This is a genomic window from Streptomyces sp. NPDC088732 (assembly GCF_044751205.1).
GTDB lineage: Bacteria > Actinomycetota > Actinomycetes > Streptomycetales > Streptomycetaceae > Actinacidiphila.
Window position 1 is genome coordinate 1 of sequence record NZ_JBIVLI010000041.1, and the last position, 22,462, is coordinate 22,462.

21 protein-coding genes are annotated in these 22,462 nt (G+C 71.5%); 9 read left to right on the forward strand and 12 right to left on the reverse strand.

Translation table 11 applies throughout. The annotated features are described in order from the left end of the window. Positions 1 to 127: 127 nt before the first annotated feature. The 4 genes from ACIP9H_RS40620 to panB all read right to left on the reverse strand — a co-directional run bounded on the left by ACIP9H_RS40620 (position 128) and on the right by panB (position 3,075). Positions 128 to 838, reverse strand: coding sequence for an anti-sigma factor family protein (locus ACIP9H_RS40620; protein WP_401592970.1), 711 nt, complete (start codon positions 836 to 838; stop codon positions 128 to 130). Then, positions 835 to 1,428: a sigma-70 family RNA polymerase sigma factor gene (locus tag ACIP9H_RS40625; RefSeq protein WP_319662217.1), complete on the reverse strand. Its 594-nt coding sequence runs from the start codon at positions 1,426 to 1,428 to the stop codon at positions 835 to 837. Before ACIP9H_RS40625 ends, ACIP9H_RS40620 begins: the two co-directional genes overlap by 4 nt. Continuing rightward, complete coding sequence (locus tag ACIP9H_RS40630; RefSeq protein ID WP_401592967.1) at positions 1,428 to 1,976, reverse strand: hypothetical protein; 549 nt, start codon at positions 1,974 to 1,976, stop codon at positions 1,428 to 1,430. Before ACIP9H_RS40630 ends, ACIP9H_RS40625 begins: the two co-directional genes overlap by 1 nt. Positions 1,977 to 2,193: 217 nt before the next feature. Continuing rightward, the gene (gene panB / locus ACIP9H_RS40635; RefSeq protein ID WP_401592965.1) at positions 2,194 to 3,075 is read right to left on the reverse strand and encodes a 3-methyl-2-oxobutanoate hydroxymethyltransferase; all 882 of its coding nucleotides are present in this window, start codon (positions 3,073 to 3,075) and stop codon (positions 2,194 to 2,196) included. Between the two features lie 168 nt (positions 3,076 to 3,243). On the opposite strand from panB, the gene ACIP9H_RS40640 reads away from it, so the two are divergent. The 4 genes from ACIP9H_RS40640 to ACIP9H_RS40655 all read left to right on the forward strand — a co-directional run bounded on the left by ACIP9H_RS40640 (position 3,244) and on the right by ACIP9H_RS40655 (position 8,005). Continuing rightward, the gene (locus tag ACIP9H_RS40640) at positions 3,244 to 4,848 is read left to right on the forward strand and encodes an MFS transporter (protein WP_401964056.1); all 1,605 of its coding nucleotides are present in this window, start codon (positions 3,244 to 3,246) and stop codon (positions 4,846 to 4,848) included. Then, the gene (locus ACIP9H_RS40645) at positions 4,845 to 5,489 is read left to right on the forward strand and encodes a TetR/AcrR family transcriptional regulator (RefSeq protein ID WP_401592961.1); all 645 of its coding nucleotides are present in this window, start codon (positions 4,845 to 4,847) and stop codon (positions 5,487 to 5,489) included. The genes ACIP9H_RS40640 and ACIP9H_RS40645 overlap by 4 nt, the downstream gene beginning before the upstream one ends. A 261-nt stretch (positions 5,490 to 5,750) precedes the next feature. Next, the gene (locus ACIP9H_RS40650; protein ID WP_401593122.1) at positions 5,751 to 6,671 is read left to right on the forward strand and encodes an endonuclease/exonuclease/phosphatase family protein; all 921 of its coding nucleotides are present in this window, start codon (positions 5,751 to 5,753) and stop codon (positions 6,669 to 6,671) included. Positions 6,672 to 6,793: 122 nt separating this feature from the next. Next, on the forward strand, positions 6,794 to 8,005 hold the full coding sequence (locus ACIP9H_RS40655) for an MFS transporter (RefSeq protein ID WP_401592959.1): 1,212 nt from the start codon (positions 6,794 to 6,796) through the stop codon (positions 8,003 to 8,005). Positions 8,006 to 8,833: 828 nt separating this feature from the next. Here ACIP9H_RS40655 and ACIP9H_RS40660 read toward each other — a convergent pair. Next, positions 8,834 to 10,591, reverse strand: coding sequence for an NAD+ synthase (locus tag ACIP9H_RS40660; protein WP_401592957.1), 1,758 nt, complete (start codon positions 10,589 to 10,591; stop codon positions 8,834 to 8,836). A 198-nt stretch (positions 10,592 to 10,789) separates the two neighbouring features. Here ACIP9H_RS40660 and ACIP9H_RS40665 point away from each other — a divergent pair, with 198 nt between their 5' ends. Together ACIP9H_RS40665 and ACIP9H_RS40670 are read left to right on the forward strand one after the other, a co-directional pair. After that, complete coding sequence (locus ACIP9H_RS40665; RefSeq protein ID WP_401592955.1) at positions 10,790 to 12,151, forward strand: glutamine synthetase family protein; 1,362 nt, start codon at positions 10,790 to 10,792, stop codon at positions 12,149 to 12,151. 331 nt (positions 12,152 to 12,482) lie between these two features. After that, positions 12,483 to 12,635 (forward strand): hypothetical protein, encoded by a 153-nt coding sequence (locus ACIP9H_RS40670; RefSeq protein WP_401964059.1) that lies wholly within the window; start codon positions 12,483 to 12,485, stop codon positions 12,633 to 12,635. On the opposite strand, the gene pstS is transcribed toward ACIP9H_RS40670, so the two are convergent. After that, a complete protein-coding gene (gene pstS, locus ACIP9H_RS40675; protein ID WP_401592953.1) occupies positions 12,628 to 14,373 on the reverse strand; it encodes a phosphate ABC transporter substrate-binding protein PstS in 1,746 nt (581 codons plus the stop codon). The genes ACIP9H_RS40670 and pstS overlap by 8 nt on opposite strands. A gap of 399 nt (positions 14,374 to 14,772) precedes the next feature. Here pstS and ACIP9H_RS40680 point away from each other — a divergent pair, with 399 nt between their 5' ends. Continuing rightward, entirely contained in the window at positions 14,773 to 15,084 is a 312-nt protein-coding gene (locus ACIP9H_RS40680; protein ID WP_401592951.1) for a hypothetical protein, read from the forward strand. A 76-nt stretch (positions 15,085 to 15,160) separates the two neighbouring features. Here ACIP9H_RS40680 and ACIP9H_RS40685 read toward each other — a convergent pair whose 3' ends face one another. Continuing rightward, positions 15,161 to 15,508, reverse strand: a complete 348-nt coding sequence (locus ACIP9H_RS40685) for an ankyrin repeat domain-containing protein (protein ID WP_401592949.1) — start codon at positions 15,506 to 15,508, stop codon at positions 15,161 to 15,163. Between the two features lie 55 nt (positions 15,509 to 15,563). Between ACIP9H_RS40685 and ACIP9H_RS40690 the strand changes: the two genes are divergently transcribed. Then, positions 15,564 to 16,106, forward strand: coding sequence for a DUF6368 family protein (locus ACIP9H_RS40690; RefSeq protein ID WP_401592947.1), 543 nt, complete (start codon positions 15,564 to 15,566; stop codon positions 16,104 to 16,106). Between the two features lie 50 nt (positions 16,107 to 16,156). On the opposite strand, the gene glpK is transcribed toward ACIP9H_RS40690, so the two are convergent. After that, positions 16,157 to 17,671, reverse strand: a complete 1,515-nt coding sequence (gene glpK, locus ACIP9H_RS40695; RefSeq protein ID WP_401592945.1) for a glycerol kinase GlpK — start codon at positions 17,669 to 17,671, stop codon at positions 16,157 to 16,159. Positions 17,672 to 17,718: 47 nt separating this feature from the next. Then, positions 17,719 to 18,486 carry an IclR family transcriptional regulator gene (locus ACIP9H_RS40700; protein WP_401592943.1) on the reverse strand — a complete coding sequence of 256 codons (768 nt, stop codon included), beginning with the start codon at positions 18,484 to 18,486 and terminating at the stop codon, positions 17,719 to 17,721. Between the two features lie 183 nt (positions 18,487 to 18,669). Between ACIP9H_RS40700 and ACIP9H_RS40705 the strand changes: the two genes are divergently transcribed. Continuing rightward, the gene (locus ACIP9H_RS40705; protein WP_401592941.1) at positions 18,670 to 19,104 is read left to right on the forward strand and encodes an ATP-binding protein; all 435 of its coding nucleotides are present in this window, start codon (positions 18,670 to 18,672) and stop codon (positions 19,102 to 19,104) included. Positions 19,105 to 19,138: 34 nt separating this feature from the next. Here ACIP9H_RS40705 and ACIP9H_RS40710 read toward each other — a convergent pair whose 3' ends face one another. Genes ACIP9H_RS40710 through ACIP9H_RS40720 form a run of 3 tightly spaced genes read right to left on the reverse strand, consistent with a single transcriptional unit; the run spans position 19,139 to position 22,379 of the window. After that, complete coding sequence (locus ACIP9H_RS40710; RefSeq protein WP_401592939.1) at positions 19,139 to 20,182, reverse strand: TolB family protein; 1,044 nt, start codon at positions 20,180 to 20,182, stop codon at positions 19,139 to 19,141. 20 nt (positions 20,183 to 20,202) lie between these two features. Then, positions 20,203 to 21,477, reverse strand: coding sequence for an MFS transporter (locus ACIP9H_RS40715; protein WP_401592937.1), 1,275 nt, complete (start codon positions 21,475 to 21,477; stop codon positions 20,203 to 20,205). A 2-nt stretch (positions 21,478 to 21,479) separates the two neighbouring features. Beyond that, positions 21,480 to 22,379, reverse strand: coding sequence for an alkaline phosphatase family protein (locus ACIP9H_RS40720; RefSeq protein ID WP_401592935.1), 900 nt, complete (start codon positions 22,377 to 22,379; stop codon positions 21,480 to 21,482). Positions 22,380 to 22,462: the final 83 nt, after the last annotated feature.

Genomic DNA, 22,462 nt, shown 5'->3' on the forward strand with positions numbered 1-22,462 from the left:
GCACCGGGCCCATATTTTGGGCGTCCGGGGGCGCCTAGCCCCCCCCGCGGGGCCCCCGCGGGCGGTATGGGCGGGGGGGGGCCGCGCCCCGGGCCCCCCCCCGCGCCTCTTCCGGGCCCCGCAGGGCTCAGACGTTCACCGACACCAGCCGCTGCCCCTGCGCCGTGATGACGTCGAAGCGCGCGATGTCGTCCGGCTGCATCCCCGCCGACCCGTCGAGCGTCAGCGGCTGCGGCTGGGCGGAGGTGCCGTAACCCGCCGTCGGGACGCTCCAGGTGGAGACGGTCTGCTGCGAGCCGTCCTTGCCGATGGCGACGAGGCGGCAGGTGAGCGGGCCCTGGACGCCGGAGAGGTTGAGGCCGACCTCGCTGCCCCACTTCTTCTCGTTGACGCCGACCGTGGCCTTGACGCCCGTGGCGGTGTCGGAGCTCTTGAACTCCTGGGCGTAGGTGTGGGCCGCCGGGGAGTCCGAGCCGCCGGAGGCCAGCACCGCGACCGTCGGGCCGCCGATGATGAGGGCGACGGACGCGGCGAGCGCGAACATCCTGCGCCGGGCGCGGGTCCTGCGCTCGTCGGAGACCTTGCCGAGCAGCTTGCCGAGGACCGCGTCGCCGCTGGGCGGCAGCGGTGCGCCGGCGCCGGCGGGGGCGAGTTCGGCGAGCACGGGCACCAGCCCGCTCAGCTCGTCGAGCTGCTGTCCGCACTGGTGGCAGATGGCCAGGTGCTCCTCGAAGCGCGCCATGTCGGCGTCGTCGAGGACGCCGAGGACGTAGGCCCCGACGTCGACGTGCGGGTCGTGAGGCGTACCTGCCCCGGAACCGTAACCGTAGACCGTCACGAGGTGGTCACACCCCTTTCCTCAAGAGCGATTTTCAGTGAGCGGAGGGCATAGAAGACCCGCGAGCGCACGGTGCCGGGCGGTACCCCCAGCGCCGCCGCGGCCTCGTTGACCGTCCGGCCCTTGAAGTACGTTTCGATCAGCACCTGGCGGTGGGCCTCGGTGAGATCTTCCAGTGCGTCGGAGATCGTCATCAGCCTCAGGGAGCGTTCGAGTTCGTCCTCGGCCGGGAGCTGGTCGAGGGCGGCCGGGGAGGCCTCCGGGGGCCGTGCCTGACGGCTGCGGTGGCCGTCTATCACGATCCGTCGGGCGACCGTCACCAACCAGGGCCGCAATGACCGGGCGCCCGGGTCGAGCCGCGAAGCGCTCTTCCATGCGCGCAGGAGGGTTTCCTGCACGACGTCCTCGGCGAGGTAGCGGTCACCGCCGACCAGCCGAAGGACGTATGCGAAGAGAGCGCCCGCGTGTTCGCGGTAGAGCGCCCGCATGAGGTCCTCTTCGGGGACCCCACCTGAGCGATGGTCGGCCACGAGCGCATCCTGCCCTACTGATCGCTGCGGGTCGAGTCCTCGCAATGCCTGCTGTCCCATCAGTATCCGTCTGACCCGTTCTGGGTGGTGGCGCTCTTCGGCCGTGCACCGGGCACGGCCTTCTCGCCTTGGATGTCGGCCGCGAACCAGACCCGGTCCACGCCCTGGCCCTTGGTGTCGCCCGGGTTCTTGTCGCCCGTGAAGCGGTAGAGCGGCCAGCCGTTGAGCGTGAGCTGGAGGGATCCGTCGGGACGCTTGACGCTGCCGACCAGGTTCTGGTCGACGCCCTGCACCTGGGTGTCGGAGACCGCGGCGGCCGGCAGCCACCGGGTCGCGCACGGGCCGGCGCAGGTCGCCGTCGGCGGGACGTTCCTGTCCTGGTCGAAGCGGTAGAGGACCCACCCCTGGTTGTCGGTGACGAGCGTGCCCAGCTGGGCGTTGTCCACGGTCCGCAGTCCCACCGCCTGCTGTGTGGCGGAGGGCAGGGGAAGGACCGCGTCCACCGGGGGACCGCTGCCGCCGCTCGCGTTGCAGGCGGTGGCAGCGATCAGCATCGTGGCGGCGAAGGCCCCCGCGATCACTGATCGGTGCAGCTTGTCAAGGCTCATGCCTGTGCCCCCGGCATTCCTGGTCGGTGCTCCGCCGCCCCCTGGTGGGCGGCTGCCCACTCATACGCGCGGGGGCCCGGGCGTACTCAACCGTCCCGGAAAAAACTTCCGCCCCGGGGAGGGGGATTCCCGGGGCGGAAGCAGGCGGCAGGGCGCACCGCCGCTCAGGAGGGTCTTCGGGGGGCCGGACCTCGCAGGAAGGCCCCGGCGGAAGACCTCAGTGGAAGCTGTGTTCCGCGGCGGGGTAGGCCCCGCCGGCCACGTCCTCCGCGAAGGCCTTCGCGGCGCCGCCGAGCGTCTCGCGCAGGGCGGCGTACTGCTTGACGAAGCGCGGCACGCGGCCGCCCGTCATCCCCGCCATGTCGGTCCACACCAGTACCTGGGCGTCGCACTCCGCGCCCGCGCCGATGCCGACGGTCGGGATGTGCAGGCTGCGGGTGACCTCCGCGGCCAGCTCGGCCGGGACCAGCTCCAGGACGACGGCGAAGGCGCCCGCGTCCTGCACGGCCTTGGCGTCGCGCAGCAGCTGCTGCGCCGCCTCCTCGCCGCGGCCCTGCACGGTGTAGCCGCCGAAGGCGTTGACGGACTGCGGGGTGAGGCCGATGTGGGCCATCACGGGGATGCCGGCCTGGACCAGCAGCTCGATCTGGTGGGCGGAGCGCTCGCCGCCCTCCAGCTTCACGGCGCCGACGCCGGCCTCCTTCAGCAGGCGGGTGGCGCTGCGCAGTGCCTGCGTCGGGCCCTCCTGGTACGAGCCGAAGGGCAGGTCGCCGATCACCATCGCGCGCTTGGTGCCGCGCACGACGGCGGCGGCGAGCATCGTCATCTCGTCCAGGGTGACGGGGACGGTGCTGTCGTAGCCGAGGTGGCAGTTGCCCATGGAGTCGCCGACCAGCAGGACGGGGATGCCGGCCTCGTCGAAGACGGAAGCGGTCATCGCGTCGTAGGCGGTGAGCATGGGCCACTTCTCGCCGCGCTCCTTGGCGGCGGCGATGTCCCGGACCGTGATGCGCCGGGTCCCCTTGCCCCCGTACAGCGCCTTGCTGCTGTCGGGTGCGGACGGGGCAGGCGGCTGGGCAGCCGAAACGGCGTGCGTCATCGCAACGCTCCTTGTGTTCATCTCGAGGCGCCCTGACGGCGTCCCCGGACCGTTTCCATGCTGACACGACCTGCCGCCCGCGCAAAGGGGGACTCCGGTCCCGTCGCTTTGCCGAGGTTTTACAATACGAGACGGTCTCGTATCGAAACTCGGGTCTAGCGTGGGACCATGTCCGCCGACGTGCCGCAGATCCGGCCCCTCAGCGTCCCGGAGGCGGTTCACCGCCGCCGCTGGGCGATACTCAGCGTCCTGTTGCTCAGCCTCCTCGTGGTGGTGCTGGACAACTCGATCCTCAACGTGGCGATGAAGACCATCGCCGAGCCCGCCCCGACCGGACTGGGCGCCACCCAGAGCCAGCTGGAGTGGGCCATCAACTCCTACACGCTGGTCTTCGCCGGTCTGCTCTTCACCGCCGGCCTGCTCGGCGACCGGATCGGCCGCAAGAAGGTGCTGCTCTTCGGCATGGTCGCCTTCGGCATCGGATCGGTGCTGTCGGCCTTCGCCGGCTCCTCCGGGGAACTGATCGCCTTCCGCGCCGTCATGGGATTCGGCGGCGCGTTCGTCATGCCCGCCACCCTCGCCATCATCATCAACGTCTTCGAGCGCGAGGAGCAGCCCAAGGCGATCGGCATCTGGACCGGCGCCGTGGGCCTGGGCATCGCCATCGGCCCGGTCACCGGCGGCCTGCTGCTCCAGCACTTCTGGTGGGGCTCGGTCTTCCTGGTGAACGTGCCGATCATCCTGGTCGCGCTGGTGGCGATGGTGCTGCTCGTCCCCGACTCCCGGGACCCGAAGCCGGGCCGGCTCGACCCGATCGGTGTGTCGCTGTCCATCGTCGGCCTCGTGCTGCTGGTGTACGGCATCATCAAGGGCGGCCAGCTGGCCGACTTCGGCGCCCCCGCCGCCTGGACGACCATCGTCGGCGGCCTGGTGATCCTGGGCGCCTTCGTCTGGTTCGAGGCGCGCAGCAGCCACCCCGCCTTCGACGTGGCGTACTTCCGCAACCCGACCTTCTCGGCCTCGGTCTCCGCGATCGGCCTGGTCTTCTTCGCGCTCATGGGCGTGACGTTCTTCATGGTCTTCTACATGCAGAGCGTGCGCGGCTACAGCGCCCTGGAGTCCGGTCTGCTCCTGCTCCCGCTCGCCGTCGCCCAGCTGATCTTCGCGCCGCGGGCCCGGCTCGTGGTCGACCGCATCGGCGCCCGGGCGACCTGCGGCGCCGGCCTCGGGCTGATCGCGCTGTCCTTCCTCGGCTTCCAGCTGCTGGACTCCGACAGCCCGATCTGGATCCTCGAGCTGCTGTTCTTCCTGATGGGCACGGCCATGGCGCACGTCATGCCGCCGGCGACCGTCGCCATCATGTCCTCCCTGCCGCGCGAGAAGGCCGGCTCGGGCTCGGCCGTCAACAACACCTTCCGGCAGGTCGGCGGCGCCCTCGGCGTGGCAGTCCTCGGCTCCGTGATGTCCACGGTCTACCGTGACGGCATCAAGGACCATCTGACCGGCCTCCCCGCCGGCGTGCAGCACCAGGCCGGCGAGTCCATCGAGGCCACCCGGGCCGTCGCCGAGCACATGGGGCCCGCGGGCAAGGCGCTGATCGCCCCCGCCACCGACGCCTTCATCCACGCCATCCACGTCACCGCGCTGGCCTCGACCGCCGTCGCCCTGCTCGGGATGGTCGTCGTGCTGATCTTCCTGCCGCGCAAGGGCGCCGCGGCGCGGCCCGCGGGCGGCGAGGAGCGTGAGGCCCGTCCGGTGGAGGTCGGCCGATGACGTTGCCGGCGACGCCCGCGCGGGAGGACTCCGAGGCCGGCCGGCCCCGGTGCCCGCGCGGGCGTCCGCGCAGCGCGGAGGCCGACTCGGCGATCGTCGAGGCCGTCCTGCGGCTCATCGAGGAGGGCGCCACGATCGGCGGGCTGTCCATGGAGGGCATTGCCCGCGCCGCGGGCGTCGGCAAGGCCACCGTCTACCGGCGCTGGCCCGGCAAGGACGCCCTCATGCTGGACGTCCTGCGCTCCGTCGACGAGGAGGCGCCCGAACTCGCCGGCGTCTCGGTCCGCGACGACCTGGTGACCTGCGTGGAGTTCATACGGCGCCGCGCCCTGGTGAAGCGGTCGTCCGCGCTCATGCGCAACGTCCTCGCCCAGTTCCAGAACGTGCCCGAGCTGTGGGCCGCGTACCACGACACCGTCATCGTCACCCGCCGCCGGCAGGTCGCCGACGTGCTCGCCCGCGGTATCCGCGAGGGCGAGCTGCGCGACGACGTGGACCTGGAACTGCTCAGCGACCTCTTCGTCGGGCCGATGCTCTCCCGCGTGATGCTCCGCCCGGAGGCCTCGCTCCCGGACGGACTGTCCGAGCAGATCGTGGACTCGGTGCTGAGCGGCGTGCGTGCCGTGCGTGGCGCGCCCTGAGCGGGCGGTAACGGGCGGAATGTGCCCGTTGTGTCACAGGCGGCCTCCCGCCACCCTTCGCGGGAACCCGCCGTCCGGCGCGCCCCGTCCTCCTTGTGTCGATCCCCTATGGTCGACTGAGCACTTCGCAAGACAGTGAGGACTTCCCCCATGGCGCAGGCGTACGACGCGAACGTGACCACCGACGGCGGCGGAGAGCCGCGACGCGGGTCCGGCGCGGCGGGGCGACTCAGGCGCTGGGCCGGGAAGTTCAGGGACGGCATGTGGCGGCGCGGCATCATCACCGCCGTACTGGCCGTCCTCATTGCCCTGGTGATGGGCTTTCACGGTGCCCTGCCCAACCGGATCGGCAACGTGGGCAGCCTGACCGAGACCTTCCTGCCGTGGGTCGGCCTGGCGATCCCGGTCCTGCTCCTGGTCGCCCTGCTGCGGCGCTCGGCGACCGCGCTGATCGCGCTCCTGGTGCCGGTGCTGGTCTGGGTCAACTTCTTCGGCGGCCTGCTCTCGGACAAGCACACCGGCGGCGGCGACCTGACCGTGCTCACCCACAACGTCAACGCCGACAACCCCGACCCGGCCGGCACCGCCCGCGACCTCATCGCCTCCGGCGCCGACGTGATCGCCCTGGAGGAGATCGCGGTCGGCCAGGCGCCCTCGTACGAGCACGGCCTCAAGGCCGCCTACCCCTACCACTCGGTGCAGGGCACGGTCGGGCTGTGGAGCAAGTACCCCCTCACCGGCGTGCACCCGGTCGACATCGGGCTCGGCTGGGTCCGCGCCATGCGGGCCGCGATCACCACACCGGACGGGAAGGCCGCGGTCTACGTCGCCCACCTGCCCTCGGTGCGGGTCAAGTTCAACGCGGGCTTCACGGCCGGGGAGCGGGACCACAGCGCCGACGACCTCGGCGAGGCCATCGCCGAGGAGAAGATGCCCGACGTGATCCTCATGGGCGACCTCAACGGGACCATGAACGACCGCGCGCTCGCCAACATCACCTCGCAGATGCGCTCCACGCAGGGCGCCGCCGGCCACGGGTTCGGCTTCAGCTGGCCCGCCGACTTCCCGATGGCCCGGATCGACCAGATCCTCGTCAGGGGCGCGGAACCCACCGACTCCTGGGTGCTGCCGGCGACCGACAGCGACCACCGGCCGGTGGCCGCGAAAGTGGCCCTTTCGTAGCAAGCGGGTTTAACGTGCCGTTCGTCTGTGGGTGACACCACGGGAAGAATGGTCGGGGAGAGTTTGTTCCGAAGATAAACTAATAACGCTCCCCGCGTCCCACCTCCCCGGAAGGGTCACTCATGCCTCTCGCCCTGCTCGCACTGGCGATCAGCGCATTCGGCATCGGCACGACGGAGTTCGTGATGATGGGCCTGCTGCCCAACGTCGCGGACGACCTGCACACCTCCATCCCGACCGCCGGCTACCTCGTCTCCGGCTACGCCCTCGGCGTCGTCATCGGCGCGCCCGCGCTGGCCGCCCTCACCACGCGCATGCCGCGCAAGACCCTGCTCATCATGCTCATGGGCCTGTTCACGGTCGGCAACACCCTCTCCGCGCTCGCCCCCGGCTTCGGCTGGCTGCTCGCCGGACGCATCGTCGCCGGGCTCCCGCACGGCGCCTTCTTCGGCGCCGGCGCGGTCGTGGCCGCGGGCATGGTCGACCCGGCGCGCAGGGCCCGCGCGGTCTCCCTCATGATCGCCGGGCTCACCGTCGCCAACATCGTGGGCGTCCCCGCGGCCACGCTCATGGGCCAGCACCTGGGATGGCGGGCCACCTTCCTCACCGTCGGCGTGATCGGCCTCATCGCCATGGCCAGCATCGCGCTCCTCGTCCCCCGCCTGCCCATGACGCCGGGCGGCGGACTGCGGCACGAACTCTCGGTCTTCCGCAACGGACAGGTCTGGCTGGCACTCGCCACCACGATCTTCGGCTTCGCCGCGGTCTTCACGGTCTACAGCTACGTCACGCCGCTGCTCACCAAGGTCGCCGGCTTCGGCGAGAGCAGCGTCACGATCGTGCTCGCGCTCTTCGGCGTCGGCGCCACCATAGGCAACCTGCTCGGCGGCCGCCTCGCCGACCGGGCCCTGCGGCCCGCCCTGCTCGGCAGCCTCGGCGCGCTCGCGGTGGTCCTGCTCCTGTTCACGGTGACCGCGCACGCGCAGTGGAGCGCCGCGCTCACCGTCGTCCTCCTCGGGATCGCGGCGTTCGCCGCGGGCTCCCCCCTGATGATGCTCGTCATGGACAAGGCCCGGCAGGCCCCCGGCCTCGCCTCCGCCGCGAACCAGGCGGCGTTCAACCTCGCCAACGCGGGCGGCGCGTGGCTCGGCGGGTTCGTCATCGCCCGCGGCCTGGGCTACGTCGCGCCCGCGGTGGCGGGGGCGGGGCTCGCCGTGTTCGGCGTCGCGATAGCGGGGGCGGCTGCGCTGCTGGAGCGGCGTGGCGGGGTGTCCGGGTCGCGGGTCGTGGCGGCGGGGGTGGTGCGGGGGGCGGCGCCCGAGCGGGTCGGCTAGCGCCTGGCCGCCGGGGTTTTTCCCCCGCCCTCCCTCCCGTGTGCCCTGTGAAGTCACGCGCCCCGACGCGCGTTGTTGGGGGTCGGGTTCGGGGCCTCCGGGGCTGCCATTCTGGACAGCACATTTAGGTGCCTCAGGTACCCGGCTTGATCACTCCGGGTCATGCACCCAAATATGCTCCAGTGTCCAGAACGCCACCCCTACGACCCCGCCCCCTCCGTCTCGTATCGCGCCTGATCCCCGGTGGGTGGGTAGAGACGGCACCGTGCCCAAGCCGTCGTTGGCGCAGCGCGGCCGTCACCTGTAGGCACTCGGACCGCGCCGGATCGCCAATGCACCGGGAAGTGTCGCGAGAGGATCGCGGGGCTGCCCAGCGCTGTCGGCTGGTCATCGACCGCAGCCGACCGTGCCGCACCGACGGGTGACCTGGCCGCCTTCCTACCCCCCGCCGGGGATCGGGCGCGAATGCCCACCTGCGGCACCCCCGGCCGAAGGCTGGTGGCCGTTCCCCTGCACCCGACTGCGCCGCGCCGACAGGTGGCCTGAGCACGGTGCTGCTTCATACCCCCCACCGGGGATCAGGCGCGAGAGCTCACGGAGGGGGCGGGGTCGTAGGGGTGGATGTTCTGGACGTTCGGCATATTTGTGTGCGGTATCCGGGGCGAACAGTGGAAAGCGCTGGAAAGGCACGTAAATATCCAGTCCAGGACGTGCAGCCCCGGAGGCCCCGAACCCGGCGCCCCGACGACTTGCGTCGGGGCGCGTGACTTCACAGGGCACACGGGCGGGAGGGCAGGAAAGGAACCTGACCGGTCCGGACGCGAAGCGTCAGGCGTGTTCGCGCCAGCGGTTCGTGATCGGAAGCCGCCGGTCCTTGCCGAACCCCTTTGCCGAGATCTTCGTCCCCGGCGGATACTGCCGCCGCTTGTACTCCGCCGTGTCCACCATCCGCAGCACCTTGGCGACGAGTTCCGCGTCGAACCCGGCGGCGACGATCGCGTCGCGTCCCTGGTCCTGGTCGACGTACATCGCCAGCATCCGGTCCAGGACGTCGTAGTCCGGCAGGGAGTCCGTGTCGACCTGCCCCGGCCGCAGTTCCGCGCTGGGGGGCTTGGCGATGGAGTTCTCGGGGATGGGCGGGGTCTGGCCCCGCTCCGCCGCGGCGCGGTTCCGCCACTGCGCGAGGCGGAAGACCGTGGTCTTGTAGACGTCCTTGATGGGCCCGTACGCGCCGACGGAGTCGCCGTACAGGGTGGAGTAGCCGACCGCGAGCTCGCTCTTGTTGCCCGGGGCGAGGACGATGTGCCCCTCCTGGTTGGAGATGGCCATCAGCATCGTGCCGCGCAGCCGGGACTGGAGGTTCTCCTCGGCGAGGCCGGTGAGCCCGAGGGCGCCCATGTACGCGTCGAACATCGGGGCGATGGGGACGGTGCGGAAGTTGAGCCCGGTGCGCCGGGCGAGTTCGGCCGCGTCGTCCTTGGAGTGGTCCGAGGAGTACCGGGACGGCATGGAGACGCCGTACACGTTGGCCGCCCCGACCGCGTCGCACGCGATGGCCGCGACGAGGGCCGAGTCGATGCCGCCGGAGAGCCCGATGAGGACGGAGCGGAAGCCGTTCTTGGCGACGTAGGCGCGCAGGCCCACCACGAGCGCGGTGTAGATCTCCTCGTCGTCGCCGAGCCGGGCCGCCTCCTCGCCGCGGACTTCCGGCTCGTACGCCGGGAGCGGTTCGGCGGAGAGCGTGACGTGCTCGATCTCCAGCCCGTCGTCCACGATGCCGCTCGGCACCTTGGCGGGGTCGGCGGCCGGCAGGTCGAGGTCGAGCAGGACGCAGCCCTCCTCGAACTGCGGGGCGCGCCCGATCACGTCGCCGGAGGCGGAGACGACGATGGAGTCGCCGTCGAAGACCAGCTCGTCCTGGCCGCCGATCATCGCACCGTAGGCGAGGGTGCAGCCGGCCTCCTGGGCCCGCTTGCGCACCAGCTCCAGCCGGGTGTCGTCCTTGGCGACCTCGTACGGGGAGGCGTTGATCGCGACCAGCAGCCCGGCTCCCGCGGTGCGGGCGGCGGGCACGCGGCCGCCGTCCTGCCACAGGTCCTCGCAGATGGCGAGGGCGACGTCGACCCCGTGCACGCGGACGACCGGGAGGGTGTCGCCGGGCACGAAGTAGCGGAACTCGTCGAAGACGCCGTAGTTGGGCAGGTGGTGCTTGGCGAACTTCAGCACGACCTTGCCGCCGTGCAGCACGGCGGCGGCGTTGCGGGGCGAGCCGGCCGGCTGGCCGTACCGCGGCTGGGCCTTCTCACTGCGGTCGAGGTAGCCGACGATCACCGGCAGGTCCCCGAGGCCCTCGGCGGCCAGGCGGGCCGCGAGCCGCTCCAGGGCGGTCCGGCTGGCTTCGACGAAGGAGGAGCGCAGCACGAGGTCCTCGACGGGGTACCCGGTCAGCGCCATCTCGGGGAACGCCACGAGGTGGGCTCCCTGTTCGGCCGCGTGCCGGGTCCAGCGCACCACCGACTCCGCGTTGCCGGCGAGGTCGCCCACCGTGGAGTCGATCTGATTCAGAGCGAGGCGTAGTTGAGGCACGGCGCCCAGTGTAATCGTCAAACCGACGCGATGTAGGAGTGCGCGCTGTGTGGCGCAAGCCACGTCCGTGCTTTCCCGACTGTCGTAGCGGCGCGACGGATGCGTAATCTTGTGGAAACCGCGGCGGGTGATACTGACGTGCTCCCGCCATGCCCTTGGCTGTGGTGCACAGGCCGTATGACCTGCAAGGATGTAGCTATGGACAAGCAGCAGGAGTTCGTTCTCCGCACCCTTGAGGAGCGGGACATCCGCTTTGTGCGGCTTTGGTTCACGGACGTGCTGGGCTATCTGAAGTCCGTGGCCGTCGCGCCGGCGGAACTGGAGCAGGCCTTCGACGAGGGCATCGGCTTCGACGGCTCCGCGATCGAGGGCTTCGCCCGGGTCTACGAGTCCGACATGATCGCCAAACCGGACCCCGGCAGCTTCCAGATCCTCCCGTGGCGCGCCGAGGCGCCCGGCGCCGCCCGGATGTTCTGCGACATCCTCATGCCCGACGGCTCGCCGTCGTACGCGGACCCGCGCTTCGTCCTCAAGCGATCCCTGGCCAAGGCCTCGGACCTGGGGTTCACGTTCTACACGCACCCCGAGATCGAGTTCTTCCTGCTGAAGAACCTTCCGCTGGACGGCACCGTGCCGGTCCCGGCGGACAACTCCGGCTACTTCGACCACACGCCGCAGAACGTGGGCCAGGACTTCCGCCGCCAGGCGATCACGATGCTGGAGTCGATGGGCATCTCCGTGGAGTTCTCCCACCACGAGGGCGCCCCGGGCCAGCAGGAGATCGACCTGCGCTACGCGGACGCGCTCTCCACCGCCGACAACATCATGACCTTCCGGCTGGTCATGAAGCAGGTCGCGCTGGAGCAGGGCGTGAACGCCACCTTCATGCCGAAGCCCTTCAGCGAGCACCCCGGCTCCGGCATGCACACCCACCTGTCCCTCTTCGAGGGCGACCGCAACGCCTTCCACGAGTCCGGTGCCGAGTACCAGCTCTCCAAAGTCGGCCGCTCCTTCATCGCCGGCCTGCTGAAGTACGCCGGCGAGATCTCCGCGGTCACCAACCAGTGGGTCAACTCGTACAAGCGCATCTGGGGCGGCGCCAACCGCACCGCGGGCGCCGGCGGCGAGGCCCCCTCGTACATCTGCTGGGGCCACAACAACCGCTCCGCGCTGATCCGCGTGCCCATGTACAAGCCCGGCAAGACCGGCTCCACCCGCGTCGAGGTCCGCTCCCTCGATTCCGGCGCCAACCCCTACCTCGCCTACGCCGTGCTCCTCGCGGCCGGCCTCAAGGGCATCGAGCAGGGCATCGAGCTCCCGCCGGGCGCCGACGACGACGTCTGGGCCCTGTCCGACGCCGAGCGCCGCGCCCTCGGCATCGAGCCGCTGCCGCAGAACCTCGGCGAGGCCATCCACCTCATGGAGCGCAGCGAACTGGTCGCCGAGACGCTGGGCGAGCACGTCTTCGACTTCTTCCTCCGCAACAAGAAGCAGGAGTGGGAGGAGTACCGCTCCGAGGTCACGGCGTTCGAGCTCCGCAAGAACCTCCCGAACCTGTAGCCGCGCCTCCGGCGGAGGTCCCGCCGTTACGACGCGCTCCGGGCCGGCAGCACGACGCTGCCGGCCCGGCGTCGTCTTGTTCGGCCTGTGCCGCCCGCGGGTTTCCCCGCTCGCGGCCGACCGGGTCCCGGTCGTCCGCTGGTGGACCGGGTCAGTTCCTGCGCCGGGCTCGTGGTGGCCCTCGTGATCCTGAGCGTGGGAGTCTCCCAGTACCGGCAGGGTGGCTCGGTCTGGTGGGCCCTCGTGCCCGCGCTCGGGGTTCTCAGCGAACTCCGTCTGGTGTGGCGGGCCTTCCGTTCGCGTCGCCCGCCGACAGCCGGGGAAGTCCGGAGTGACACTGCCGTCTGACATCGTCGACGCCGCACAGCGATCGTGGGTCGCGCCGGTGCGGGGGCCGTACGAGGAGCGTGAGCGCGGGGCGGCCGCGCTCACGCTCTCGTTCCGGGGCGGGCCCGCGGTGGCCGGGGCCGGGTCGCTCAGATGACGGTCAGCGTGAGGACCGCGGTGTACGTGCCGGGCACGGTGGTGGTGGGGGCGTCCAGGTTGAGCTCGGCGCCGAGGTCCGCGGTGCCGGGGCCGGTGCCGGTGGCCAGGGTCCGGGCGTCCGCGAGGCCGGTGCCGTCGCCGAGGGGGATGGGGTCGCCTGCGGTGACCGTGTGGACGTTGCCGCGGTCGGCGACGCTGGGGGTCCAGGTCAGGTGGGTCGCGTCGATGGTGTTGCCGGCCGGGTCGGTGAAGTCGCCTGCCTGGGCCGTGGCGGTCCAGCCGAAGTTGCCGGGGCGGGTGTCGGTGACGGTGACCGGGGTCAGCTGACCCGAGGTGTGCAGGTACTCGCCCGACTCACCGAGCAGCGGGGTCGGCAGCTCCACGTGAGGGTCGCCCGCGACGGACATCACGAGCGTCCCGGGTTCGAGGGTCGTCGTGATGAACTCCGACGCGTCGTCGGGGGTGCCGTCGCACGAGGGACCGCTGCCCAAGCGGTCGCAGACGGACGGGTAAGGGGCCGTCTTGACGAGGGTGTTGGTGCCGTCGGAGGAGAAGGTGGGGTTGTGGCAGTTCGTGATGTCGATGCCGGCGACGTTGACGCCGGGGACCTTGCGGACCTGTTCCAGACCCGCCTGCACGAGGTTGACGGGCAGCGGCGCGTAACCCAGGTCGTCCACGCTCTGCTGGCCCTGGCAGAGCGCGAAGTAGGCGAAGGCGCCCAGGGTCTCGCCCTTCTGGGCGTTGAAGTGCGACTCCAAGGCGGTCGGAATGATCATGTAGCTGTAGCTGGAGAGCGGGTAGGCACGCGGGTCGGTGCTGTTGTAGACGCCGTCGAGGTTCTGCGTCGCGTCCTGGTTGATCCGCGCCTCCAGCAGTGCCACCGCGACGTTCGACGCGGTGGGCTCGACGTAGTAGCCGGCCTTGTTGAGCACCTTGGCGACCGGAAAGCCGGTGGTGTACTTCGCGTACGAGTACTCGACGTACGTGATGGTGCCCATGCTGCCGCTCTGCGCCACGTAGCCGGAGACCCCGTTCGAGCCCGCCTGGGCGACGAAGCCGCTGCCCTGCACCAGCGGGTAGTTCGAGGTCGTCCCGCAGGGGGCGCTGCGCCCGGCCCGGGCGCAGTAGTCGTCCCACAGGGAGGGGTACTGCTTGCTCATCCAGGTGCTGAGCTGCGCCGTGGTGCCGGAGGTGTCGGAACGCACCACCGGGACGACCGGGCGGTCGGGCAGCTTGGAAGCGATGGCCGGGTTGTCGGCCTTGATGGCGGGGTCGTTCCAGTTCGTGATCCGGCCGGTGAAGATCTTGGCGATGACCTCGCCGGACAGCCGCAGGTCGGTGACCCGCTTCCCGTCGATGGTGAGGTTGTACATGAAGGACGTGCCACCGGCCGTGATCGGTAGGTAGCTGTAACGGCGCACCGGTGGCACGTCGACGACGCCGGAGTCCGCCATGCCGTAGGGGATCTCGGAGACGGCGTAGTCCACCGTGCCGTTGCGGAACTGGTTGCGGCCGTCCGACGAGCCCGTGCCGCTGTAGTTGATGATCATGTTGTACTGCTTGACGCTGGCCCGCCACTGGTCGAGCGCGTTCTGGCTCCAGGTCGACCCGGCGCCCGAGATCGGCGTGTACGTCGCGGCGGTTGCCGGGCCGGCGCCGAACAGGACGCCGGCCAGAAGGGTGAGAGCGGTGACGACTCTCAGGCGTGCGAGAAATGCCGGAAGTGAGCCGGGCATGGTGAAGGACTCCTGGTTGCTGTGGGTGAGTGCGTGCCGTCGGTGGAGCGGTTGCTCAGTGCCCGGGGCGGCGGTTGCGGACCTGAGGCGGGCTCGCCTGCTCACGCGTGCTCGGCGTTCCGGCGCCGGGCCGGTACCGGCCGGTGCCGTCGATTGCCGACCGTTCCCATGAACCATCGATCCCCCCGTGTCGCGGAGCACGGATTCCGTGCCCGCGGTGCGATCAAGGGCCCCCTGCGCCTTGTTCGCATCGCGTAAGACTGCGCGCCCGGCCGCAACCCACGACGACGGCCAGGTGAAGGACGAACGAACGCGCCTGCCCCGTACGGCCGTTGAACCTGCTGTGGCTCAACCCGTTCGGTGCCGCGTGTGTCGGACCCTGCTGGAACCGTGTTTCGTATGCCGGCGACCAACAGTTCCGAACAGTCCGTGACCGCTCGCTACCGCCTCGGCGGCGAGGGCTTCGGCGAGCCTGACGAGCGCGCACGCTTCTACGCGGCGCAACGTGCGCTGTCGGCGGCCGTCGAGGCGGCGGGGGTCGGTGAGCTGGGCGGGAACGAGTTCGGCGGGGGTGAAGCCGTGCTCTACGCGTACGGCCCGGATGCCGATGCCCTCTTTGCCGTGCTGGAACCGGGCTTGCGCGCGCTTCCGTTCCGGCCGGCGCACGTCGTCCTCTGCCGCGAGGCCGACGTGTCCCGGACCGACCTGTGAAGTGGCGACCCGCAAGGCGAGGACCTGCGGCCCTGACGCCTGCGCGCCGGATACGCCACGAGAACGCCTGAGGCGGCTACCCCTGGGCGCGACGGCGAGCAATGTGCGCTTCCAGGAGGCGCACCGCCATCTCGTGCCGTGCCTGGAACGCGAGATGCATCGGGGTGAGTCCGTCCCGTGAGGGCCGCTCGGGGTCAGCACCGTACGCCAGGAGAATCGCGGTCGTTGCCGCCTCCAGCGGCTTTCCCGTCTGCACCGACCCGTCCGACTCGCCTTCGATCGCGCGGAGCAGCGGGGTCCAGCCGTTGAACTCGTCGACTTCGTCAGGATCGGCGCCGGCATCGAGAAGGCGCGTCAGTTCCTCGCGCTCGTCCATCTCAACAGCCAGGTGCACGGTGAACAAGTGGTCCGGCTCATCGCTCATACGCTGGATGATCACATGCGCCGGACCGCCGTGGCGGGCGGGCTGGGCTCGCGCTGTGGCCGACCCGGTGTTGGTGATCGAGTTGCCCGCGGCTCCCTCCGCCGCGGTGATCCAGCGACTCCGCGACCTGCTGGTAGGTGCTTCGTCCTGGTTCGAGGAGCGGCGTCCCGGCTTCTACGACATCAACGTCTTCGCGGACCGTCTGGGCGTTGTGGGCCCAGGGAATGTCGACACGCGCCGGCCTTTCCTGGTGTCCGTGGTGGGGCCCGGCATCGGGGACGAGGAGATCTTCGAAGGCGAGCACGAAGACGGGCCTGATCTGGAGGCACTCGTCGGATTCCGCCCCACGCATGCCGTGGACGTCATCGCCGGGTGCAACGACCGGATCGATCACATCGCCACGGCCTTGCTGACGGCTTCCATCATGGACGTGATGGGCGGCGTGGCCGGTGTCGAGCTGTGGGACGGCCGGATGGCCGTCGTGGCAGGCCTTCCGGGTGTGCCGGCGATGACGGACGATGCGTGGCCGACCGCGTTCGCCACAGCGGAGTTCCTGCGCGCGTGGACAGCCCGGCCGGGCTTCCGGCTCCTCGAATAACCGGGGCGTCGCCGGCCGGCCCGGCTGCGCCCCCGCGCCGCGGGGCCGGGTCAGGGGGCCTTGGGGGGCCGGATCCAGCCGATGGAGCGCTCGACGGCGCGCTTCCAGCAGTCGTACTCGGCCTCGCGTTCCGCGGGTTCCATCGCGGGCAGCCATTGCCCCGCGCGGTGCCAGTTGCGGCGCAGGACCTTCAGATCGGGCCAGTAGCCGGCGGCGAGGCCGGCGGCGTAGGCGGCGCCGAGGGAGACGGTCTCGGCGACCATGGGGCGCACCACGGGGACGTCGAGGACGTCGGCGAGGAACTGCATGAGGAGGTTGTCGGCGGTCATGCCGCCGTCGACCTTGAGTTCCTTCAGGGCGATCGAGGAGTCGGCGTTCATCGCGTCGACGACCTCGCGGGTCTGCCAGCCCGTGGCCTCCAGGACGGCGCGGGCCAGGTGGCCCTTGGTGATGTACGAGGTGAGGCCGACGATGACGCCGCGGGCGTCGCTGCGCCAGTGCGGGGCGAAGAGCCCGGAGAAGGCGGGGACGATGTAGCAGCCGCCGTTGTCCTCGACCGTGCGGGCCAGGGTCTCGATCTCCGGCGCGCTGTTGATCAGGCCGAGCCGGTCCCGGAACCACTGGACGAGCGAGCCGGTGACGGCGATCGGGCCCTCCAGCGCGTAGACCGCGGGCTGTCCGTCGATCTTGTAGGCGATGGTGGTGATCAGCCCGTGGTTCGAGAGTACGAGCCGGTCGCCGGTGTTGAGCAGCAGGAAGCTGCCGGTGCCGTACGTGCACTTCGCCTCGCCGGGCGAGAAGCAGGTCTGCCCGAACAGCGCGGCCTGCTGGTCGCCGAGGGCGGCGGCCAGGCGCACCCCGGGGAGCACGGCCTTGGCCTCGCCGTAGACCTCGGCCGAGGCGCGGATCTCCGGGAGCATGGCGCGGGGCACGCCGAAGAAGTCCAGCAGCTCGTCGTCCCAGGCCAGCGAGCGGAAGCTCATCAGCATGGTGCGGCTGGCGTTGGTGACGTCGGTGATGTGCAGGCCGCCGTCCGGGCCGCCGGTGAGGTTCCACAGCAGCCAGGTCTCCATCGTCCCGAAGAGCACCTCGCCGTCCGCGGCGCGCTCCCGCAGGCCGGGGGAGTGCTCGAAGAGCCAGCGCAGCCGGGGCGCGGAGAAGTAGGTGGAGGGCGGCAGGCAGCACCGTTCCATGAAGAACTCCGCCCCGGGGTCCCGCAGCAGCTCGTCGACGAGGGGGCCGGTGCGGGTGTCCTGCCAGACGATGGCCCGTCCCAGCGGGGTGCCGGTGGCGCGGTCCCACACGACGGCGGTCTCCCGCTGGTTCGCGATCCCGATGGCGGCGACCTCCTCGGGGGTGATGCCGGCCTCGGACAGCGCCTGCGGCACGACGCGCTGGAGGTTGCGCCATATCTCCAGGGCGTCGTGCTCCACCCACCCGGGCTTGGGGAAGTGCTGCTGGTGCTCGCGCTGGGCGACCGCCACCAGGCGGCCGCGATGGTCGAACAGGATGCATCGGGTGGAGGTGGTGCCCTGGTCGATGGACAACACATACCGTTCAACCATGTCGGGGGCCTGCCTTCCGATGCGTTCGGGGCCAGCTGGGTGACCTGCTACCAGCGGGCCGCGCCCAGGTCTCTGGAGATCGCCCGTGCCGCCTCCCGGAGCAGGGTGACCATGGCCGGTTGCGGCCGGCCCTTGGAGTCGCAGATCCGCTCGACGGGGCCGGAGACCCCGATCGCGCCCACCACCAGCCCGCCGTGCCCGCGGATGGGTGCCGCGATGCCCGCCTCGCCCATCGACATCTCCTGCACCTCGCCGCCCCAGCCCTGCTCGCGGACCTCCGCGAGGGCGCGCTGGAGGTCGTCGGGGTCGGTCAGGGTGTGCCGGGTGTACGCCTCCAGTCCGGCGGCGATCGCCGCTTCCACGGGGCTGGACCCGAACGCCATCAGCACCTTGCCGAGGGCGGAGGCGTGCAGCGGCAGCAGCACCCCCATGTCGAGGGTCTGCAGGCTGTCGTCGGGGCGGAAGACGTGGTGGACGATGAGCACCTGGCCCTCCAGGGGGGTGCCCAGCCGTACCGCCTCGCCGCTGCGCGCGGCCAGGGCGTCCGCCCAGTTGATGGAGCGCGAGCGCAGGTCGTTGACGTCCAGGTAGCTGCTGCCCAGGTGCAGCAGGGCGGCGCCGAGCTGGTACTTCCCGGTGGCGGGGTCCTGCTCGACGAAGTCGACGTGCTGGAGGGTGCGCAGAATTCCGTGGGCGGTGCCCTTCGCCAGCCCCAGCGAGGCCGCCACCTCGCCGAGTCCCAGTCGGCGGGAGCCGCCGGCCAGCAGACGCAGGATCGCCGCCGCCCGTTCGATGGACTGGAGCGGGCCGGCCATGTATCGATCGTAGCCCGGCTGTTACGGGTCGGCAGCGGACGCGCTCCCGGGGGCCCCGGGGCGGGCGGATTGCGGCGTTCGGTAATGCCGACCCGGTTTCATTGCCCTTCGCCGGGTCTGTCAATACCGTTCCCACGACGCCCGGGTGCCCACGCCCGGCCGGGCCCCTCGGAGGGAGGACACATGGCGGCGGAGCCGAACACGATGCCGCAGCGTGAAGACGTGCACGTGGCCCCGCTCTCGCACATCCCCGGCGCCCTGTCCGTCGTGCGCCGGCGGGTGCGCGCGGTACTGGCCGACTGGAACCTCTGCCCCGAGCTGGCGGAGGACGTGCTCCTGGTGATCTCCGAGCTGACCACCAACGCGATCGTGCACGCCCTGGGGCCCGCGACCCTGCGGGTGTCGTGGACCGCGCTGGACGGTCTGAGCGCCCTGCACATCGAGGTGACCGACTCCGGGCCGGCCAACCCCTGCGGGCCGCCCGGCGGCATCGACCCGGACGAGCACGGCCGGGGGCTCGGCATCGTCAAGGCACTGTCCGCCCGCTACGGCATGCGCACCGACTGCGAGGGCGTCACCCGCTGGGCGGAGCTCCCCGTGCGGGTGGTCGCTGCCTGACCCGGCCCCACCGCCCGGGTCCCCGCCGCCGCGGCTAGCCGAGGTACGCCGGCGCCAGCGCGGCGGTGGCCATGCGCCGCGCAGTCCCGGTCCCGTCGGCGGGCACGGTCCACAGGTCGGCGCCGAAGTCGCCCGCGAGGGCGTAGACGAGCGTGCGGTCGTCCCGCCAGACGACCTGGTCGTCCACGCTGCGCTCCTCCGCGAGCGGGCGCTCGCGCATCGTGGCGAGGTCCAGCACGTACAGCCGCCACGGGGCGTCGGGGGACAGGCCCGCCACGCGCTTCTTGAAGACCAGGCGGGTGCCGTCGGGGGACAGCGAGGGGCATTCCACGTTGCTGCGCAGGGTGCGGACGGTCCGGGCCGCGACGTCGCCGTGCACCAGGTAGGTGTGGCCCGCGGTGCCCAGGGTGGCGTAGAAGTGCCCGTCGTCGGCGAAGGTCACGCCCCAGAAGTTGGCGTCGGCCGCGTGGTAGGGCTTGCCGTCCTTGGTGATCGAGAAGTCCTCCAGGTTCGCGCGCAGGTCCCAGGTGCGCGTGTCGAGGACGGAGGTGCGGGTGGAGAAGTTGGTGCCGGCGTAGGAGTCGCCGCCGACGAAGACCGTCCAGGCGACCATGCGGCCGCTGGGGGAGACCCGGGCCCGGGTGGGGATGCCGGCCAGCGGGTAGGAGCGCAGCTCCTTCAGGTGCGCGTCGAGCACGACCGCCCGGTAGGAGTCCTGGACGGCGCCGTGCACGGCCTGGAGGCAGATGCCGGTGCCGGCGGCCGCGTAGAAGCGCAGGCACTTGGTGCCGGAGGCGGTACGGGCCCCGGTGGGGTCGTCGGCGGGGACCGTGGCGAGCTCGTCGCGGTGCGGGCCCCAGGCCATGTTCCGGAAGACCATGCGGGGCGCGTCCGGCGCGAGCGAGACGGTGCCCTCGGTGACGGCGGGACCGCCCGCCTGGGGGCGGTCCTTCTCGGCGGCCCGGTCCGCGGCGTGCAGCACGGCCGCCGCGGCGACGGCGGCCAGCACCGCGACCGCCGCCAGCAGCACGAGCAGGCGGTTCCGGGTGCCGAGGGGGGCGCTGTGGGCGCTGTCCATGCGCAGCCTTTCTGTGGAGGTCAGGCGGCCGGGGCCGGCGGGGCTGTCGGGCGCAGCCACACCGCGCAGACCGCGCACGCGGCCAGGGCCACGGTGGCGGTGGTCAGGGCCGTACGGTCGCCCCAGGCGGTCCAGGCGGCGCCGAAGGCCAGGGACGCGGCGAAGCGGGCCGCGGCCTGGCCGGTCTGGATGAGGGCGAGCCCGGCACCGCGTTGCTCGGCGGGCACGGCGGTGGAGGCGGCGGCCATCAGGACGCCGTCCGTGGCGGCGTAGAAGGTGCCGTGCAGCAGCAGCACGAGGACGGCGGGCCCGTGCGCGAGCAGCAGGGCGTACGCGCCGAGCAGCGCCACGTGCCCGGCGAGGAACATCCGCCAGCGCCCCAGCCGGTCGGCGAGCCGCCCCAGCGGGATCGCGAGCAGCAGGAAGCCCGCCGCGGTGCCCAGCGGCATCAGTGCGAACCAGCGGTCGGGCACCCCGAGGCGGTGCTGGAGCAGCAGGTAGACGAAGGAGTCGCTGACCGTCGACAGCCCGAGCAGGGTGGCGCAGATCGTCAGCCGCCGTACGTCGGGCCGGCGCAGCAGCGCCACCGACGCGCGCAGTGAGGGCTGCGCGGCGGGGGCCGCGGGGACCGCCGGGTCCTCGGCGGGCCGCGCCCGGCCACCGGGGACGAAGAGCAGCAGCACGACCACGCCGACCGCGGCCACGCAGAAGCTGACCGTGAAGACCGCGTCGTAGCCCTCGGCCGCCTGGCGCAGGATGAGGAAGGCGACCAGCGGGCCGAGCAGCGCCCCGGCGGTGTCCATCGCGCGGTGCACGCCGAAGGCCCGCCCGCGCGCCTCGGGCGTGGAGGAGAGCGAGATCATGGCGTCGCGCGGCGCCGTGCGCAGGCCCTTGCCGGTGCGGTCGACGGCGAGGACCGCGCCGATCAGCGGCAGGCTGTGGACCAGCAGCAGGGCCGGCTTGCACACCGCCGACAGGCCGTAGCCGAAGGCGGCGACGGCCTTGTGGCGGCCGCCGCCGCGGTCGGCGAGGTGGCCGCCGACCAGGCGCACCAGCGCGCTGAAGCCGTTGTAGACGCCGTCGAGCAGGCCGAAGCCGAGCGGTGACAGGCCGAGCCCGGCGACGAGGTAGAGCGGCAGTACGGCCGTGACCATCTCCGACGAGACGTCGGTGATGAGGCTGACCGTGCCGAGGACGAGGACCGTGGGGGCGACGGCGGCCGCGACCCGAGGCCCGGGACGCGTCGCGTCCCGGGCCTCGCTGCCGGCGGCGCCGCGGCTGTCCGCGACGTACACGCTCAGCTCGCCCAGATGCCGGTGATGTCGGAGGCGGAGGCGGCGTTGCCCGCGTGCGTGGTGAGACCGGCGAGGTCCTCCAGCGTGCGGAGCATGTTGTAGTGGTTGTAGGTCGTGGCCGAGGTCGAACCGGGCGTGACCAGCTGCCCGTACAGGACCGTCGGGATGCGGTTGCCCGCCAGGCGGTTGTCCTCGTCGAAGGTGACGACGAGGACGCTGTTGTGGGTCTTGGCCCAGGTGGCGTAGGCGCCCAGCTTGTTCTTCACCCAGGTGTCGCCGGTGGAGACGGAGCAGTCGTGCATGTCGCTGCACAGGTTCGGCGTGACGAAGGAGATCTTCGGCAGCGTCGTGAAGTCCGTCGGGAACTGCGTGAAGGTCTTCGCCGTCGACGTCGGGACGTTGCTGAAGGCGAACCAGGGGTTGTGCTTGCGCGCGTAGTCGCCGCTGCTGCAGGTGGTGGAGCCCTGGCTCGGCAGCGTCTCGTTGTAGCTGGCCCAGCTCTTGCCCGCGGCGATCAGCTCGGAGGCGAGGTTGGCGGCCTTGCTGAAGCCGGGGGTGTAGCAGCCGTCGTCGGTGACGCCCTGGTTGCCGCCCGAGAAGATCTGCATGTAGTTGGGCTGGCTCGGGTGCGTGACGCCGTACGACTGGGTGAGGCTGGCGCCGCCGGCCTTCAGCGTGTTGTTGATGTACGGGGCGCTGGAGCTGCCGATGACCTGGTTGTACGCGTGGTTCTCCATCATCACCACGACCACGTGGTCGGGGTTGGGAACGCTGCCCGCGGCGTGGGCGGTCTCGGAGCCGCCGAGCGCGGCCCACAGGCCGAGCGAGGCGGCGGCGAGGCCGCAGGCGGATGCGAGTGCGGTGACAGTGCGGCGGGGACTGGACAGGGACCAGCCGGACACGACGGACCTCCGGGGCGGGGGACAGGGAGTGGCGCCGCGCCAGGTTAGGAGGGGGCCGCGGAAGCCGGAAGCGCTCCGCAGAT